The 15,770-nt window shown below is 68.3% G+C and carries 18 protein-coding genes; 6 read left to right on the forward strand and 12 right to left on the reverse strand.

Translation table 11 applies throughout. The features are described 5' to 3' along the window. Window positions 1-20: 20 nt before the first annotated feature. Window positions 21-692: a RadC family protein gene (gene radC / locus ACL03I_RS24050; protein WP_412807007.1), complete on the reverse strand. Its 672-nt coding sequence runs from the start codon at window positions 690-692 to the stop codon at window positions 21-23. Window positions 693-906: 214 nt separating this feature from the next. Between radC and ACL03I_RS24055 the strand changes: the two genes are divergently transcribed. Then, on the forward strand, window positions 907-1,206 hold the full coding sequence (locus ACL03I_RS24055) for a DUF6881 domain-containing protein (RefSeq protein WP_355079065.1): 300 nt from the start codon (window positions 907-909) through the stop codon (window positions 1,204-1,206). 15 nt (window positions 1,207-1,221) lie between these two features. Here the strand turns inward: ACL03I_RS24055 and ACL03I_RS24060 are convergent, their stop codons facing one another. After that, window positions 1,222-1,419: a type II toxin-antitoxin system VapB family antitoxin gene (locus tag ACL03I_RS24060; protein WP_355079063.1), complete on the reverse strand. Its 198-nt coding sequence runs from the start codon at window positions 1,417-1,419 to the stop codon at window positions 1,222-1,224. Window positions 1,420-1,526: 107 nt separating this feature from the next. On the opposite strand from ACL03I_RS24060, the gene ACL03I_RS24065 reads away from it, so the two are divergent. Then, window positions 1,527-2,048 carry a DUF4396 domain-containing protein gene (locus ACL03I_RS24065; RefSeq protein ID WP_412807008.1) on the forward strand — a complete coding sequence of 174 codons (522 nt, stop codon included), beginning with the start codon at window positions 1,527-1,529 and terminating at the stop codon, window positions 2,046-2,048. Between the two features lie 128 nt (window positions 2,049-2,176). Then, window positions 2,177-3,073 carry a phenylalanine 4-monooxygenase gene (locus ACL03I_RS24070; protein WP_355079059.1) on the forward strand — a complete coding sequence of 299 codons (897 nt, stop codon included), beginning with the start codon at window positions 2,177-2,179 and terminating at the stop codon, window positions 3,071-3,073. Between the two features lie 19 nt (window positions 3,074-3,092). Here ACL03I_RS24070 and ACL03I_RS24075 read toward each other — a convergent pair whose 3' ends face one another. Together ACL03I_RS24075 and ACL03I_RS24080 are read right to left on the reverse strand one after the other, a co-directional pair. Further along, the gene (locus ACL03I_RS24075) at window positions 3,093-3,704 is read right to left on the reverse strand and encodes a TetR family transcriptional regulator (RefSeq protein WP_355079057.1); all 612 of its coding nucleotides are present in this window, start codon (window positions 3,702-3,704) and stop codon (window positions 3,093-3,095) included. Continuing rightward, entirely contained in the window at window positions 3,694-5,208 is a 1,515-nt protein-coding gene (locus ACL03I_RS24080; RefSeq protein WP_379252068.1) for an MFS transporter, read from the reverse strand. The genes ACL03I_RS24075 and ACL03I_RS24080 overlap by 11 nt, the downstream gene beginning before the upstream one ends. Window positions 5,209-5,328: 120 nt before the next feature. Between ACL03I_RS24080 and ACL03I_RS24085 the strand changes: the two genes are divergently transcribed. Then, the gene (locus tag ACL03I_RS24085) at window positions 5,329-6,630 is read left to right on the forward strand and encodes a D-alanyl-D-alanine carboxypeptidase family protein (protein ID WP_412807009.1); all 1,302 of its coding nucleotides are present in this window, start codon (window positions 5,329-5,331) and stop codon (window positions 6,628-6,630) included. A 5-nt stretch (window positions 6,631-6,635) separates the two neighbouring features. On the opposite strand, the gene yhjD is transcribed toward ACL03I_RS24085, so the two are convergent. The 3 genes from yhjD to ACL03I_RS24100 form a co-directional block, all read right to left on the reverse strand. Next, the gene (gene yhjD, locus ACL03I_RS24090) at window positions 6,636-7,664 is read right to left on the reverse strand and encodes an inner membrane protein YhjD (protein WP_355079118.1); all 1,029 of its coding nucleotides are present in this window, start codon (window positions 7,662-7,664) and stop codon (window positions 6,636-6,638) included. Window positions 7,665-7,743: 79 nt separating this feature from the next. After that, entirely contained in the window at window positions 7,744-8,775 is a 1,032-nt protein-coding gene (gene trpS / locus ACL03I_RS24095) for a tryptophan--tRNA ligase (RefSeq protein WP_355079051.1), read from the reverse strand. 21 nt (window positions 8,776-8,796) lie between these two features. Next, window positions 8,797-9,765, reverse strand: coding sequence for an oxygenase MpaB family protein (locus ACL03I_RS24100; protein ID WP_379252066.1), 969 nt, complete (start codon window positions 9,763-9,765; stop codon window positions 8,797-8,799). A 102-nt stretch (window positions 9,766-9,867) separates the two neighbouring features. Between ACL03I_RS24100 and ACL03I_RS24105 the strand changes: the two genes are divergently transcribed. Continuing rightward, window positions 9,868-10,503, forward strand: coding sequence for a TetR/AcrR family transcriptional regulator (locus ACL03I_RS24105; protein WP_355079047.1), 636 nt, complete (start codon window positions 9,868-9,870; stop codon window positions 10,501-10,503). A 9-nt stretch (window positions 10,504-10,512) separates the two neighbouring features. Here the strand turns inward: ACL03I_RS24105 and ACL03I_RS24110 are convergent, their stop codons facing one another. The 3 genes from ACL03I_RS24110 to ACL03I_RS24120 are packed head-to-tail and all read right to left on the reverse strand — an operon-like array spanning window position 10,513 to window position 12,274. Further along, the gene (locus ACL03I_RS24110) at window positions 10,513-11,007 is read right to left on the reverse strand and encodes a barstar family protein (protein WP_355079045.1); all 495 of its coding nucleotides are present in this window, start codon (window positions 11,005-11,007) and stop codon (window positions 10,513-10,515) included. Then, the gene (locus tag ACL03I_RS24115) at window positions 11,007-11,501 is read right to left on the reverse strand and encodes a guanyl-specific ribonuclease (RefSeq protein WP_412807010.1); all 495 of its coding nucleotides are present in this window, start codon (window positions 11,499-11,501) and stop codon (window positions 11,007-11,009) included. Before ACL03I_RS24115 ends, ACL03I_RS24110 begins: the two co-directional genes overlap by 1 nt. Continuing rightward, window positions 11,498-12,274 carry an exodeoxyribonuclease III gene (locus ACL03I_RS24120; RefSeq protein ID WP_412807011.1) on the reverse strand — a complete coding sequence of 259 codons (777 nt, stop codon included), beginning with the start codon at window positions 12,272-12,274 and terminating at the stop codon, window positions 11,498-11,500. The genes ACL03I_RS24115 and ACL03I_RS24120 overlap by 4 nt, the downstream gene beginning before the upstream one ends. Window positions 12,275-12,336: 62 nt before the next feature. Between ACL03I_RS24120 and ACL03I_RS24125 the strand changes: the two genes are divergently transcribed. Then, complete coding sequence (locus ACL03I_RS24125) at window positions 12,337-13,227, forward strand: alpha/beta fold hydrolase (RefSeq protein WP_355079039.1); 891 nt, start codon at window positions 12,337-12,339, stop codon at window positions 13,225-13,227. A 372-nt stretch (window positions 13,228-13,599) separates the two neighbouring features. Here ACL03I_RS24125 and ACL03I_RS24130 read toward each other — a convergent pair whose 3' ends face one another. Then, window positions 13,600-14,850: an acyl-CoA dehydrogenase family protein gene (locus ACL03I_RS24130; protein ID WP_412807012.1), complete on the reverse strand. Its 1,251-nt coding sequence runs from the start codon at window positions 14,848-14,850 to the stop codon at window positions 13,600-13,602. 26 nt (window positions 14,851-14,876) lie between these two features. Further along, the gene (locus tag ACL03I_RS24135) at window positions 14,877-15,752 is read right to left on the reverse strand and encodes an SDR family oxidoreductase (protein ID WP_356964686.1); all 876 of its coding nucleotides are present in this window, start codon (window positions 15,750-15,752) and stop codon (window positions 14,877-14,879) included. Between the last annotated feature and the right edge of the window lie 18 nt (window positions 15,753-15,770).

Genomic DNA, 15,770 nt, shown 5'->3' on the forward strand with positions numbered 1-15,770 from the left:
GCCTTGACACAGTGAGAAGGTCAAGCGAACTTCGGTGCGCTCGTCCACCTCTCCCCCGCGATGACCACGTGGTCGAGGAAGCGGAGGCCTACGGTGTGGGCGGCTTCGGTGAGGAGGGTTGTGGTGTGGCGGTCGTCGGGGCTGGGGGTGAGGTCGCCGGAAGGGTGGTTGTGCACAATGGCGAAGGCTCGGCCGTCGTGGCGCAGGACGGTGTTCAGGATTTCCCGGACGGGGACGACGACCTGGTCGACAGCGCCCTCGGCGACGAAGACCTTCTGACGGAGGCGATTCTGGGCGTCGCAGACCAGGACGAGAAGACGCTCCACCCGGGCGCCCGTGAACAGCGGGAGGGCGGCGGCGGCCACGTCGGCGGGGCTGGTGAGCCGGATCGACGTGTCCGGCCTGCCACGTGCTCGTGCGCCGAGGTGGAAGGCGGCGATGATCGCGGCGGCCTTCGCGACGCCGATGCCCGCCCGGCGAGACAACTCCTCCGGCCGCGCGGACGCCAGCCCGGCGAGACCGCCGTGCTCGACCAGCAACTCCACCGCCAGGTCCAGCGCGCTCGCACCGCGCCTGCCCTGGCGTAGCAGCAATGCGAGCAGCTCCGCGTCGCTCAGCGCGTGCGGCCCGAGCGCCAGCAACCGTTCACGCGGCCGCTGCGTCACCGGCACGTCGACTAGAGAGACCGCCATGACTCCCACCCCTCGGTCACGCCAACAGTGCCCGGGATTCTGCCAGGGGCCACCGACACTCCGGCCAGCACTCGACCGCGACCACTCACCTCGCGGGAAACTCGGCCGACCACCCCGTCAGCTCAGCAGCGGGACGCCGACCCGCGACACCCATATGCTGGCTGATATGCGGTTCGGCAACCGAGTCGGTCACGAACTGGGGAGTTGATGGGCGATGTGGTACCTGAAGGCGCAATGGCACCACGATTTCGACGACGAGCCGGTGGAGCTGTTCAGCGAGATCGGCGACGACGGTTTCGAGGTGCGCAAGGTCGAGGTGTTCCGGGACGGCCACCGCGACTGGGCCGATTCCGGTCGCGGCACAGGCACCACCGAACTCGGGCAGATCCCGGTTCCCACGCCGGACGAACTGAACGCCGAGACCGAGTTCACCGCACTCCAGATCGACGCCAGGGAGTTCGACGAGGTCTGGCAGCGCGCTCTCGAGGAGCGGCGGCCCACTTCTCCCAGATAACCGGTTCCAGAAGGCCTAGCGGTCCACCACCGCGACGTCCGGTAGCCCGACGAACATCTTCGCGGCGAGCCGCTGCAGATTGTGCAGCTGGCGCTCGTGCACGACGATCCGGCGCAAGGCCTCGTTGACGGTGGCGTCACTGGTCGACGTGCCCATGATGGCGGCGGCCGCGGCGAGCAGGTCCTGGTCGAGATCGATCCGCACGGATTTCATGCGCCCTCCTTCATACTTTCGCCATCTTGCGGCATAACGCCCGTTCATGTCCGGCAAATCGAGAACTCGGCCTTGCGCAAATACCCTACGGGGGTATAGTTCCAGTCATGGAACACAGGCACCACCCGTCGGCCGAACACGTCTCGCACGCCGCACCCGCCGGACGACACAGCGCGCACCACGGCCCCGCTACCTGGCGGATGGCGGCGATGGCGACCCTGCACTGCCTCACCGGCTGCGCCATCGGCGAAATCCTCGGCATGGTGATCGGCACCGCGCTGGGCTGGAACAACACCTCGACGATGGTGCTGGCCATCGTGCTGGCGTTCGTGTTCGGCTATGCGTTGACCATGCGCGGCGTGCTGCGCGCGGGCCTGCCGTTGGCGGCCGCCGTCGGCACCGCGCTTGCCGCCGACACGGTGTCCATCACGGTGATGGAGATCGTGGACAACGCCGTGATCCTCGCCGTTCCCGGCGCGATGGACGCCCACCTGGACACGGTGCTGTTCTGGACCACCCTCGCCTTCGCCTTGGCGGTGGCCTTCGTGCTGACCACGCCGGTCAACAAGTGGATGATCGGACGCGGTAAAGGCCACGCGGTGGTGCATTCGTTGCACGGCGCGCACTGATCAGCACGCCGTCCGATCCCGGCCTTCGGTTGTCAGGATGGCCCCGGGAAAGCCCGTTCAGCTAGGCAGATTGCTCAGCTGAACGGGCTTTTGTTGTCGGCGGGTGCCTGCGGTGCTTGCATCGAGTCATGTTCAGCGAGGCGCAGTTGTACTCGCCGGTGACCCGCACCGGCGACGGCGACGTGACCGTGCACCTGAGCGATGAGCACCCCGGTGTGCACGATCCGGAATATCGGGCCCGGCGCAATGCCATCGCCGCGCTGGCACTGGACCATGCACCGGGAAAGCCGACACCCCACATCGCCTACACCGACGAGGAGCAGCAGGTGTGGCGGATCGTGTCGGCCGAACTCGCGCGCAAACATCGCACCTACGCCAGCGCGGAGGTGCTGACGGCCGCCGAAGCGCTGTCGTTGCCCACCGATCACATCCCGCAATTGGACGAGGTGTCCGCGGCGCTCGCCCCGCTGACCGGATTCCGGTACGCACCGGCCGCCGGACTGGTGCCGCTGCGACAGTTCTTCGGCTCCTTCGCCGATCGGATCTTCCACTCCACGCAGTACATCCGGCATCATTCCGCACCGTTGTACACTCCGGAGCCGGATGCCATCCACGAGATCATCGGGCATGCCACCCAGATCGCCAGCCCGCGCTTCGCGGCGATCTACGCGACCGTCGGCGCGGCGGTGGCGCGCCTGAGCACCGATCGCGCGTTGAAATTCCTTGCCGACGTCTTCTGGTTCTCGATGGAATTCGGCGTCGTCCGGGAGCGCGGCGAGATTCGGTGCTACGGCGCGGGCCTGCTGTCGTCCTACGGCGAGATCGAGGAGTTCCGGCACGCCGAACTACGCCCGCTCGACATCGCCCGGATGGGTACCGCGACCTACGACATCACCCACTATCAGCCGACTCTCTACTGCGCGGACTCGATCGCCGAGATCGAGGACGTGATCGGCGGCTTCTTCGCGACCATGGACGACGACACGCCCGACCGTTTGCGGCAAGCCAGTCCGGCAGGCGCGTGATAGTACGGCCGGGGAACTTTCAGGACTCGCGCTTCGGCGCGAGCGGCATGCCCGCATCCAGGAAATCCAATGTGCGGGTGATGTTCTCGACGTTCAACGGCGTCATCGTCGCCATGCCGAGAGCCGCGCCCGCCATCGCGCCCGCTGCCACTCGCACCTCGAAATCGTCGGCGGCCCGGCCGAGATGATCGGCCAGCAGGCTCGCGATGAGGTCGATGCTGCGGATGATCTCCAGGCCGATGGCCGAGCGCAGCTCCGGCACGTGATAGAGCAGCGCCTGCCGCTCCTGCTCGAACGCCAGCTCGGCGGCGGCCAGATTGCCGAAGACCTCCAGCACCGCGTTACGAAATGCCGCCATCGGCCCGATGTCGCGCGGCTGACGCCGCAACGCCTCGATCATGGCCGGATCGAGGTCGTCGGCGAGCACCAGCTGTTCCTTGGTCGGGAAGTAGCGGAAGAAGGTGCTGGGCGAGACATCGGCGGCAGCGGCGATCTGTTCGATCGTCGTCTCGTTGTAACCCTGCTCGCGGAACAGCCGGAAGGCCTCGAGGCGAATCGTCCGGCGGGTCCGTTCCTTCTTCCGCTCGCGCAGACCCTGCGCCGTCCCGCTCGCGGGTAGCTCAACCGACATGGATCGATTCTGCCGCACCCGGCTCCGGCGCCCGTGCGGGTTGCCGTGTGCGCACCAAGGTCGCCGTGAGCACCGCCGCCAGCACGCATAGCGCGGCGCAGGCCCACAGCATCGCGCCCATGCCGCCGAGGAAGGCCACCTGCACCTGGTGCAGCATCGACGGATCGCCCAGCTTGCCCGCCGTGGCGACGCCCGCGTTCACGCCGTCGGAGATCGGTTCGCGGTTCAGCTCGCCCAGTTCCGACCGGTACCGAGTGGACAGCACGGTGCCGAGCACCGCGACGCCGATGGTGCCGCCCGCCTGGCGCAGCGCCTGCAACAGCGCGGAGCCGGACCCGGAGCGCTCGGCATCCAGATCACCCATCGCCATGCCCATGGCCGCGGGCATCACCAGCCCCATACCGGCGCCGAGCAGCGTCAACCACAGGGCGGCGAAGCCGTAACCGCTGTCCACGGTGGTCAACGCCCCCAGTGCCAGCGAGCCGGCCAGCAGCGCGAATCCGGCGGCCACCACCACGCGCACGCCCAGTTTCGGCAGCGCTTTGTCGACCAGCCTGCTGCCGACCAGCAACCCGGCGATCAACGGAAGCAATCGCAGGCCGCTGCCGAGTGCGTCCACGCCGAGCACCGCTTGGAAGTACTGCGGAACGGTGAAGAACATGCCGAACATGGCGAAGTTCACCACGATCGAGAAGGCGGTCCCCCAGCGGAACCCGTCGGCGGCGAAGAGCCCGAGATCGACCAGCGGATGCGTGGTCCTGCGCTGCCAGAGCAGGAACGCGCCGAGCAGCAGCACACCGGCCGCGATGATCGCCCAGGCCGGGCCGTCGCCCCAGCCTTTCTCGCCGATCCGGATGAAGCCGTAGGTGAGCCCCAGCATGCCCGCGGCGGACAGCGCGACGCCGGGCAGATCGATCCGGAAGTGCTGCGCGCTGCGCGATTCGGGCACCAACGCGGCGACGGCGCACGCACCGATCACGACCATCGGCACGTTGATCAGGAACACCGAACCCCACCAGAAGTTCCGCAGCAACCAACCTCCCACGATCGGGCCCAGCGGTAGGCCGATCGCGGTGGAGGTGATCCAGATGGTGAGCGCCCGCTGGAGTTCGGCCGGTTCGGGGAACATCGCGGGCAGCACCGACATCGACAGCGGCATCATCGCCGCGGCCGCGATGCCGAGCACGACGCGCGCCGCGACGAGCTCGCCGGGCGAGGTGGCCACGGCGCACGCGATGGACGCCACGCCGAACAGCACCAGCGCGGCGAGCAGGAACTTCTTGCGGCCGTAGCGATCGCCGAGCGCGCCCGCGGGCAGCATCACGGCGGCCAGCGCCAGCGTGTAGGCGCTGCTGAACCATTGCAGCGCGGCGGTATTCGCGTTCAGGTCGACGGCGAGCGTGGGCAGCGCCACGGTCAGCACGGTGACATCGAGCCCGATCGTCAGCATCGCCACGGCCAGCGCGCCGAGGGCGAGCCAGCGACGGGACGAGTCGTTCTTCATGACGCCTCCAGAAATGGTAGCTACATCTTTTTGATAGTAGCTCTCACTTAGTAGATACTGTCAATACCGTCGCGGGGATGGACTGCCCGATCACCGGACCGCTCGCTAGGCTCATCGGCGATGAAGATCACTCGCCGTGCCTTGCTCTGTGTAGGCGCCGTCCTCGCCGTCGCCGTGATCGGAGCGACGGCCGCGCCGTCCCTCGCAGCGCCGAGCACCACCACCCCGTTCACCACCCCGAACACCGACGGGTGCCCGCAGAAGACATCGCCGCCCGCACCGATCGACACCTCCGAGGTGCCCGCGCACGGACAGCCGACCCCCACGCCGCTGCCGATCCCTTCCCCGCCGATCGGGGGAACCCGCCTCGGCGAGTGCGGAGTCGTACTTCCCAAAGCCGCGCCGCCCGCTCCGCAGGACATTTCGGCGACGGCCTGGCTGGTGGCGGATCTGGATACCGGAGAGGTGCTGGCCGCGAAGGACCCGCACGGTCGCTACCGGCCCGCGAGCACGATCAAGGTGCTGCTGGCCACGCTGGCGCTGCGCACGCTGAATCTGGACAAGGTGGTCGTCGGCACGCAGGCCGACGCCGACGCCGACGGCACCCGGGTCGGCATCGGCCCCGGCGGCCGTTACACCAACCGACAGCTCATGCAGGCGTTGATCATGGCTTCGGGCAACGACGCGGCGCATGCCATCGCGGCGCAGCTCGGCGGCGACGCCGCGACCGTCGCGAAGATGAACGACCTGGCGAAGTCGTTGCGCGCCATGGATACTCGCACGGCCACTCCGTCCGGGCTGGACGGCCCCGGCATGAGCACCTCGGCCTACGACCTCGCCGTGCTGTTCCGCGAGGCCATGACGGTCCCGCTGTTCGCCGAGCTGATCCATACCGAGCAGGTCGACTTCCCCGGCTACCCCGCCGACCCCGCCGTTCCGGGCGACACCGACCGCCCCGGCTACCCGATCGGCAACGACAACCAGCTGCTCTACAACTACGACGGCGCCCTCGGCGGCAAGACCGGCTTCACCGATGACGCGCGCCAGACCTTCGTCGCCGCCGCCCAGCGGGGCGGCCGCAGGCTCGCCGTCACTCTCCTCAAGGCCGACGTGCGGCCGGTGCGCCCATGGGAGCAGGCGGCCCGCCTGCTCGACTACGGATTCGCGCTGCCCCGCGGCGCCTCGATCGGCAATCTGCCCGGCGCGGTGGTACCCCAGCGCGACCAGAGCGGAGCCACCCTCGCCGCGCCGCCCACATCGGGAAACGACCCGGCGATGTCCTCGTCGCCGGGCAGCGACCCGTCCGCCATGCCACACACCGGAGATCGCCGCACCGGCGCGCGCACCGTACTGATCATCGGCGGTGTCCTCGTGATCGCCGCGCTCGTCCTAGGGGCACGGCGGGCCACCCGGCGACGCTGAATCGATCACCGCCGGTCCGACCTGCGTAATCCGGAAAGAGTCAGGGCGGCAAGCGCGCCCGCGCCGAAGAAGGCGGCGCCCACCCCCATCGAGACGTCACGCGCACCGACCCGCGGCGCGATCACGGCCGGCCCGGGGGCGGGAATCTCGGCTTCCGGCTCGTTCTCCGCGGCGGTGGCGGCCCAGGCCGTGGCGAACAGGACGATGCGGTAGGTGACGTAACTGAACACCATCAGACCGATGATCGAGCCGAAGGTGGCGCCCGCCGGGCTGCTGAGCACCGATTGCAGGTAGATCGAGGCGACGATCTTGAACACCTCGAAGACCAGCGCGGCCAGACCGGCCGCCTTGGCGGCACTGGCCAGCGTCACCGGTTCCCGGGGCAACCGCGCGATGACCCAGGCGAACACCGCCCAGGAGGCGAGGAACCCGAGCGCGATCGACAACAGCGACAACAGCAGGTCCGCGCCCGGCAAATCGCCGAGGCCCAGATTGTCCAGCAGTTGACTGCCGAGCGAACTCGACGCCAAGGCCGACAACCCCAGCGAGACCGTGAACGCGAGGCCGAGACCGACCAGCGCACCCAGATCGGAGAGCTTGGTCATCAGCCAGTTGCCGTCCGGAGACTTCTGGTCCCATTGCTCGGTGAGCGCGGCGCGCAAATTGGCCATCCAGCCGAGGCCGCTGTAGACGCCGGTGATCAGGCCCAGCGCGCCGACCGTGCGCCGGGAGTCGACCGCCTGCTCGATCAAATCGTTCAGCTGGGTGCCGAACGAGCCGGGAATGTTCTCGACGATCTTGGCCTGCAACTCCCCGAGCAGATCCGGATTGCTGGACAAGATCACGCCCGCGACCGCGAAAGCGATCATGAGCAGCGGAAACAACGACAGCACAGTGAAATACGTGATGCCCGCCGCGTAGTAGTCGCCCCGCTGCCGCTGATAGCGCCCCGCCGCGCGAACCAGATGGTCCAGCCACGGCTGCGCCTGGATCCGGCGTTGGATCCCGGCTTTGACATTGTCGATCACCTGCACCATTCGCCCCTTCGACCGAGAGACCTCACACCGGTGGTACCCGGTCGGGCGCGCGACAACCGCCCAGGCGAGCGGCCGCCTAGCGACTCAGCAAGCCCACCCGGTCGTAGACCTGCGCGAGGGTGTTGCCCGCGATCTCTCGCGCACGCTCGGCGCCGGCCGCGAGTACGCGGTCGAGTTCACCCTGATCCGACATGTACTCTTGCACCTTGGCCTGCAACGGCGTGACAAATTCGACCAGCGCGTCGGCCACGTCGGCTTTCAGCTCGCCGTAACCCTTACCCTCGAAATCCTTTTCCAAGGTGACGATCGGCGCACCGGTCAGCGAACTGAGGATCACCAACAGGTTGCTGACGCCCGGCTTGAGTTCCGGGTCGTAGCGGATCTCGCGTTCGGTGTCGGTGACCGCGGATTTCACCTTCTTCGCGGTGACCTTCGGGTCGTCGAGCAGGTTGATCAGACCCGCGTCGGTGGAGGCCGACTTGCTCATCTTCGCGGTCGGGTCCTGCAGGTCGTAGATCTTCGCCGTGCCCTTGACGATGTGCGCCTCCGGCACCACGAACGTCTTTTTGAACCGAGAGTTGAAGCGCTGGGCAAGGTTACGGGTCAGTTCCAAGTGCTGACGCTGGTCCTCGCCGACGGGCACCTGATGGGCGCGATAGAGCAGGATGTCCGCGGCCATCAGTATCGGGTAGGTGAACAGGCCTGCGGTCGCGTTCTCCGCGCCCTGCTTCACCGACTTGTCCTTGAACTGGGTCATCCGGCTGGCCTCGCCGAAACCGGTGAGGCAGCTGAGCACCCAGGTCAGCTCCGCGTGCTCGGGTACCTGGCTCTGCACGAACAGGGTCGACTTCTTGGGGTCGATGCCCAGCGCGAGCAACTGGGCGGCGGCGGCGTTGGTGCGGAGCTTCAGTTCCTTGGGGTCCTGCGGCACCGTGATCGCGTGCATGTTCGGGATGAAATACAGCGCGTCGTAGTCGTCCTGCATGGTCACCCAGTACTGCAGCGCGCCAAGGTAGTTCCCTAGATGGAACGAGGAGCTGGTCGGCTGGATCCCGGACAGAACCCGCTGTTTGCGTTCGGCGGCCGGGCTGGGCGCAGGACTCGACATACTCCGATTTTCGCATGCGGCTCAAGCCGAATTTCGCTGCACCCAGTTGCGCGGGTCCACCCCGGGCATGCTCGGCCGTCCGCCGCTGACCAGTTCGTGTTCCCGCTTGGACAGCATCTTGTAGACCGGCGCGCTCGGCCCGGCGAGCGTGCCACGCAGCACCGGGGGCACCAGCGGAACCGACACGTGCGCGGTGCGGACCGCTCGGGACAGTCCCTGGTAGGCGACCTCCTCCGCCACACCCCAGCGCATCCCGTACATCCGGCGGATGCGTGTCGGCAGGCTGCCCTGTACCAGCAGGTAGAACGCGGAGGTGACCTGCTGCAACGGCACACCCTGCGAGTAGGGGACGCGCTGTCCGGCCAGGTAGGAGCCGACCAGCCGCGCCTCGTCGGTGAGGAACAGTTCGCCGGAGGCGAGGTAGCCGTCGAAGAAGGCACGGAACTCCGGATAACTGGCGGGCGCCGCGTCCGCGGGCATGCCGAACAGCTCGCCCCAGCGCACGTAGTCCTGGTAGAGCCCTTCGCGCTCACCGCCGGTCATGGTGCGCACCAGCAGGTCGTACATCACCTCGGCCGAGTCGAACGTGAAGGCCATGGTCATGAACATGAGGTGCGGGTCGAGCGCGGAGTATCCCGTCCCCGCCGGGTGCTGGTCACCGGCGTCCTCCGGCAGCGTCCCACGCACCTTGACGTGCCGTTTCCTGGTGAACGCCAGCGCGCGGTCGGCCTCGGCTCTGCTACCGAGGAACACCGCCTCGAACAGGCGCCCGGTCAGCGCGAGCCGGGTGTAGGGGGTCATGCGGTGCTCGGTGTTCTCCGCCGTGCCGACAAAGAGCAGCGGGTGCACCGCCCCGATCACCAGCGCGCGCAAGCCGTAGGTCAGTCCCACCGCCCGCTTGCTCATCACCCGCCGGACCATCGAGTGGTCACTGAAATAGCCGGGCTCGGACATCGCCGCCTCCTCATCGAGCACATCTGGCAATAGCATCCACCAGAACCTACCTTTCTGGCAATACTCCATGCCAGAATGTTGCGCGCGGGTCGATCGGGCGACAACCACGGTGTTCAGCGGACCTGTAAGAATCGAAGGGTGACGGCGCAGCGGACTTACGGGGGCATCTCCGCCGAGGAGCGCCGGGCGCAGCGGCGTGCGGCGTTGCTGGAGGCCGCGCTGGAGATCATCGGCACGGAGGGGCTGGCGAAACTGACCGTGTCGGGGTTGTGCGCGCGGGCGGGTCTCAACGAGCGGTACTACTACGAGAACTTCGACAGCCGCGACGCCGTGCTCACCGCCCTGATCGACGGGATCGCCGCGGAACTGGCGGCGGCCATCCTCGCGGCCGTGCGCACCGCCGCGCCGGACACGCGCGCGACCGCGCACGCCGCGATCACCGCGGGCGTGCACCTGCTCACCGATGACCCACGCAAGGCGAAAGCCGCCCTGATCGCGGGCATGGCGACGCCGGAACTGCGTGCCCGCACCACCGAGACGGTGCGAACGTTCGCGCGGATGGTGGCCACCGAGGGCACGGACTTCTACCGGATTCCGGATTCCGGCCCGGCCGCGGTGGTCGAGTTCCGGGCCCTCTACCTGGTCGGGGGGCTGGTGCAGACGCTGACCGCCTGGCTCCAAGGCGACCTGGATCTCACGCGCGACGAATTGATCGAGCAGACAGTCGACGTGTTCGTCCTACTCGGCGAGGACATGGCCGGCAAACTGCGGTAACAGCCCTGGTCACAGCCGCAGGGACACGTCCTCCAAATCGGGCGCTTCGCCTTGCAGGACGACCCGGAAGAGCACGTCCCGCCGCGACCAGTAGGCCGCGCAATCGCGCATGGCCTCGGCGAACCAATCACGCTCGACGGGCTCGTCGGCGAGCAATCCGGCCGAGTCGCGCACCACGGCAACGTATCCGGCCCCTTCGCCGAGGAAATCGTCCAGATCACGCAGGCACTCGTCGAACGCGTCCTTGTTCTCCCCGAAGTAGTACGGAAACTGGAACGCGGCGGCGAACTCGTCGAACAGGCGCGCGGTGGTGGTCATCTTCGCGCCGCGCAGTTCACGCACCAGGTAGCCCGAAGGCGCTTTGTCCCGCACCCCGCTGAAGTCGGCGGCGTCCACCGCGAGCGTGCCGAACGTGACACGCGGCGGGGTGAGTGCGGCGCCGGGCGGCGCGTCGTCGGCGTCGGAGCGGGCAAGGAACTGCGACAGCGTGACGGTCTTTGTCATCAGCGCATCCTCGTGAAGGTCTTGTAGTGATCGCCGGTGTACCAGGCCGAACCGTCGCTACCGGTGACGATGCGTTCGGCGTCGCGGGATCGGCCGGACTGCTTGGGATTGACGTCCCATTCCTGATAGATGATCGGCTTACCGGAGCCATCGGCGGCGGGCAAGTCCCCGCCGCGGTTCTGCCATCGCTCACCCCCTTTGGTGCCGGGGGCGTTCGCCGAGCCCGGCCACCGGCCGGCGTCGATCTCCCGCAACGTGACGTACGCGCGCTCCGGGACACCGGACGCCTGATCGACCGGCGACGCGCTGTCCACACCGCGTGGCGCGGCGGCGGTCGGGGTGACCGCGCTCGTCGCGACGGTGGTCGCGCGACTCGCCGGGGTGGATGTGGTGGTAGCGCCACCGTCGTACAGCGCGAGCACCGCGGCGAGCACCACCAGGGCCACCGCGACCAGCAGGCCGACACCGCGCTTGATCAGTCGCGCCCGGTTCATCGGTACTGCACCGTGACCGGCGCGTGGTCCGACCAGCGTTGATCATAGGTAGCGGCGCGCTCGACCACCGCGTCCTTGGCTCGGGTGGCCAGCTCTCCTCGGGCGAGGTGGTAGTCGATGCGCCAGCCGCTGTCGTTGTCGAACGCGCGGCCCCGGTAGGACCACCAGCTGTAGGGACCGTCGCCCGCCGGGTGCAACTGCCGCACCACGTCGACGTACCCCGCGGCCAGCAGCTCATCGATCCACGCCCGCTCCTGCGGCAGGAACCCGGCCGACTTCAGATTGCCCTTCCAGTTCTTCAGGTCACGCTCGGTGTGGGCGATGTTCCAGTCCCCGGCGACCACGAAATCACCGGTTCGCGCGGCGAGGTAGGCGCCGAGTTCGGCCATGAAGCGATACTTCTCGTCTTGACGCACCGTGCCCGCGTCACCGGAGTGCACGTAGACGCTGGCCACGGTGACATCGTCGAAATCGGCCTCGAGATAGCGGCCCGCCGCCGCGAACTCACCGCTGCCGAAGCCGACTCGCACGGCGCTGGGCGCCCGCCGGGACAGGATGCCGACACCGGCGCGGCCCTTGGACTCCGGTTCGGCGTGCGACAGCTGCCATCCCGCGTCCAGCGCGGGCGCCAGCGCGGCCCGGACCTGCTCGTCGGTGGCGCGAGTCTCCTGCACGCAGACGATGTCCGCCTCGGTGGCCGCGAGCCAGGCGAGCAGCCCCTTGCCCGCGGCCGCGCGGACACCGTTCACGTTCACTGTCGAGATATACGGCACACCACGACCGTACAATGCTGGTCAGATGAAGTCCCTTGGACACTGCCGTCCAGGAAGGGGTGATGACGATGTCGTCCGACACCTCCCAGTCCTCCTCCGCCCCCGCGCGCGGATCCACCCGGGCGAAACAGCCCCAGCCGATCAAGGCATTGCACGTGGGATCCGGCGATCCCCTGCTGTTGCTGCACGGATTCATGATGTCGCCGCACTGCTGGGAGCAGACGGCGGCGCGGCTGTCCACGCACTGCGAGGTGTTCGCGCCCGCGTTCGCGGGCCACTGGGGCGGCGCGCCCACCGGAGGCCCGTCGGTGGACGTGGGTTCGCTGGCCGACCGGATCTGCGAGCAGCTCGATGAACTGGGTTGGCGGACTTGCCATATCGCGGGCAACTCGCTCGGCGGACTGGTCGGCGTCGAACTCGCCCGCCGCGGACGCGCCCGCACCCTGACGCTGATCGCGCCCGCGGGCGGCTGGCACGCGCCCTCGCTGACCCAATGGCGGGTCAACCTGAAATTCCTCTCCCTGATACCGCTCGTCGAGATCGGCAAGCGCATGGGCGGATTCGTGATCGGCAACCCACTCGCCCAGCGGGTCGCATTGCTCGCGTTGAGCAAACAGGCCTCCGCGGTGTCCCGGCGCGACGCCGCGGCCGCGCTCGCCGCAGCGCTGCATTGCCCGGCGATGGTGCCGATGATTCTCGGCGCGATGCGGGCGCCGGCACAGGACGACCTGTCCACCCTGCGGACGCCCGTCCGGCTGCTGCTGTCGGAGTACGACCGGGTCATCCCCAACCGCGTCTACGCACGGCGCTACCTGAAGGAACTGCCCGAATCCGCCGACCGCATCCTGGTCAACGGCGTCGGCCACGTGCCGATGCTGGAAGCGCCCGACCGCATCGCCACCCTCATCGCCGAACACGTCTACGCCAGCCGCACCCGGCTTCGGGCTGTGTAGTTCGGCCGCGACTTCGTCGCGGACGCGGCGGCCGCTCGGACGCGAGCCGGGCCGCGAACGGAACAGGCTCGGTCTCGCTTCGCTCGAAAGACGTAGTTATGGTGCGCTGAGCACGTCGGCTTTCGAGTTCAGGACCAAGTGCACGCGGCCTCCCGAGCGCCCGTTCCGACACGCCCGAACGCGGCGACGGTGGGTGATGATGACCGCTCTATGGCCAGCCGGCCACTGATGCAGTGGACAAACCGGGCACGAGCCGGATCGTCAACCGGCGGGGCTCGGTCTCCCCGCCCACGACCGGTGGTCGGGCCGATTTGGTTGCGCGCGGCCGTAGCTCACCGCGCAGTGCGTACGGCGAGCCAGCCGATTCGGAAACTACTGCGCGAGCAACCCTTTCGCGATGTGGGTCACCTGGATCTCGTTGCTGCCCGCGTAGATCATCAGTGACTTGGCGTCGCGGGCGAGTTGCTCCACGCGGTACTCGGTCATGTAGCCGTTGCCGCCGAACAGCTGCACCGCTTCCATGGCCACCTCGGTGGCGGCCTCGGAGGCGTACAGCTTCATCGCGGAGGCCTCGGCCAGGGTCGGGGGTTTGCCCGCCCGTCCCCGCTCCAGCGTGTTGAACACCATGTTCTGCACGTTGATCCGCGCGATCTCCATCTTCGCCAGTTTCAGCTGGACCAGCTGGAACCGTCCGATCTCCTGGCCCCAGAGCTTGCGGTTCTTGGCGTACTCCACGCACAGCCGATGACACTCGTTGATGATGCCCAGCGCCATGAAGGCCACGCCGACGCGCTCGGCGGTGAAGCTGGACCTGGCGCTGTCCCTGCCGTCGCCGCCCTTGTGTTCTTCGGTTTCGCCGAGCAGGCGGTCCCGGCCGAGGCGCACGTTGTCGAAGAACAGCTCGCCGGTCGGTGAGGAGTGCAGGCCCATCTTCTTGAACGGCTTGCCCTGGGTGAGGCCGGGCATGCCCTGGTCCAGCACGAAGGCGAGCACCTTGCGGTCGCGCTTGTCGCCGCCCGCGCCGTCGTCGAGCTTCGCGTAGACGATCATCACGTCGGCGAAGGGGCCGTTGGTGATGAACGTCTTCTGGCCGTTGAGCAGGTAATCCTCGCGGTCGCGCTTGACGTAGGTCTTCATGCCGCCGAACGCGTCGGAACCGGAGTCCGGTTCGGTGATCGCCCAGGACGCGACCTTCCGCATGGTGACGATGTCCTCCAGCCAGCGCTGCTTCTGCGCCAGCGTGCCCCGCGACATGATCGTGGTCGCGCCGAGACCGATGCTCACGCCCATCGCCGAGACCAGACCCATGCACACTCCGGACAGCTCGCCGATGAGCACCGCCATCAGCGATTCCTGCCCGGCGAACGGGCTCGAGCCGGATGACTTCGGCTTCCGTTCCGCTTCGGCGGGAGCGCTCTCCCGCGCCGCCTGCCTGGCCAGCATCTTCTGCACGGCCTCGCCGCCCATCACATCGATCCCGAACTCGCGGAACAACTTCCGGATCACGGGGTACGGCGGCAGTGCACCGCTGTCGAGCGCGTCCAGATTCGGGCGGATCTCCTTGTCGATGAACGCCCGGACGGCATCGCGGATCATGACATCGGTCTCGGACCATTCGAACATCGTCGTTCTCCTCACATTCCCCGAGGTCAGGGCAGCCGGGCGGCGATGTCGTCGATCAGCCAGGGCCCCTCGGTCTCGATGGTCTTCACATCGTGCCAACCGGCCAGCTCGGAGATCGCGCCGCCCTGCACCGCGAACACCTTGCCGGTGATCGGGCAGTCTTCGGCGGCCAGGTAGGCGACCAGCGGCGCGATATTGGCCGGGGCGAAGGCGTCGAACCCGCCGTCGGACTCCTCCGCTTCGGCCGCCAGCATCTCGCCCATGCCGGGTGTGGCCAGGGTGAGCCGGGTGCGCGCGATCGGCGCGATCGCGTTGACCCGCACGCCGTAGCGCGCTAGTTCGTCGGCGGCCACCAGGGTCAGCGCGGCGATCCCGGCCTTGGCCGCGCCGTAATTGGCCTGTCCCGGGTTGGGCAAGGTGGTGCCCGACGCCGATGCCGTGTTGATCACGGCCGCGTTCGGCTGATTGCCCGCCTTGGACTGCTGCTTCCAATATGCGGCGGCATGGTGCAGCACCGCGGCGTGGCCTTTGAGGTGCACGGCGATCACCGCGTCCCATTGCGACTCGTCCATGCCCGCGATAAACGCGTCACGCAGGATGCCCGCGTTGTTGACGACGACGTCCAGGCCGCCGAACTCTCTGACCGCTTGCTCGACCAGTTTCTGCGCACCGTCCCAGGTGGCGACGTCGTCGGTGTTGGCCACCGCCTTCCCGCCCGCGGCGACGATCTCGCGCACCACCTCCTGGGCGGGACCGGCATCGGTCCCCTCGCCCGCGTTGCTGCCGCCGAGATCGTTGACGACCACGGCGGCGCCCTCCTTCGCGAACAGCAACGCGTGCTCGCGGCCGATGCCGCGACCCGCGCCGGTGATGACGGCGACCCGCCCGGCCAGTACGCCCATGTGTTGTCTCCTGTAGTC

This window comes from Nocardia sichangensis (genome assembly GCF_047200615.1).
Taxonomy (GTDB): Bacteria; Actinomycetota; Actinomycetes; order Mycobacteriales; family Mycobacteriaceae; genus Nocardia; species Nocardia sichangensis.

Bases quoted from the DNA above. Each gene is read 5' to 3' on its own strand.
- ACL03I_RS24115 (WP_412807010.1), bottom strand. From the start codon at position 11,501: ATGAACCGGGCGCGACTGATCAAGCGCGGTGTCGGCCTGCTGGTCGCG.
- ACL03I_RS24055 (WP_355079065.1), top strand. From the start codon at position 907: ATGTGGTACCTGAAGGCGCAATGGCACCACGATTTCGACGACGAGCCG.
- radC (WP_412807007.1), bottom strand. From the start codon at position 692: ATGGCGGTCTCTCTAGTCGACGTGCCGGTGACGCAGCGGCCGCGTGAA.
- ACL03I_RS24110 (WP_355079045.1), bottom strand. From the start codon at position 11,007: ATGACAAAGACCGTCACGCTGTCGCAGTTCCTTGCCCGCTCCGACGCC.
- trpS (WP_355079051.1), bottom strand. From the start codon at position 8,775: ATGTCGAGTCCTGCGCCCAGCCCGGCCGCCGAACGCAAACAGCGGGTT.
- ACL03I_RS24085 (WP_412807009.1), top strand. From the start codon at position 5,329: ATGAAGATCACTCGCCGTGCCTTGCTCTGTGTAGGCGCCGTCCTCGCC.
- ACL03I_RS24080 (WP_379252068.1), bottom strand. From the start codon at position 5,208: ATGAAGAACGACTCGTCCCGTCGCTGGCTCGCCCTCGGCGCGCTGGCC.
- ACL03I_RS24125 (WP_355079039.1), top strand. From the start codon at position 12,337: ATGACGATGTCGTCCGACACCTCCCAGTCCTCCTCCGCCCCCGCGCGC.
- ACL03I_RS24075 (WP_355079057.1), bottom strand. From the start codon at position 3,704: ATGTCGGTTGAGCTACCCGCGAGCGGGACGGCGCAGGGTCTGCGCGAG.
- ACL03I_RS24135 (WP_356964686.1), bottom strand. From the start codon at position 15,752: ATGGGCGTACTGGCCGGGCGGGTCGCCGTCATCACCGGCGCGGGTCGC.
- ACL03I_RS24060 (WP_355079063.1), bottom strand. From the start codon at position 1,419: ATGAAATCCGTGCGGATCGATCTCGACCAGGACCTGCTCGCCGCGGCC.
- ACL03I_RS24100 (WP_379252066.1), bottom strand. From the start codon at position 9,765: ATGCTATTGCCAGATGTGCTCGATGAGGAGGCGGCGATGTCCGAGCCC.
- ACL03I_RS24065 (WP_412807008.1), top strand. From the start codon at position 1,527: ATGGAACACAGGCACCACCCGTCGGCCGAACACGTCTCGCACGCCGCA.
- ACL03I_RS24130 (WP_412807012.1), bottom strand. From the start codon at position 14,850: ATGTTCGAATGGTCCGAGACCGATGTCATGATCCGCGATGCCGTCCGG.
- ACL03I_RS24070 (WP_355079059.1), top strand. From the start codon at position 2,177: ATGTTCAGCGAGGCGCAGTTGTACTCGCCGGTGACCCGCACCGGCGAC.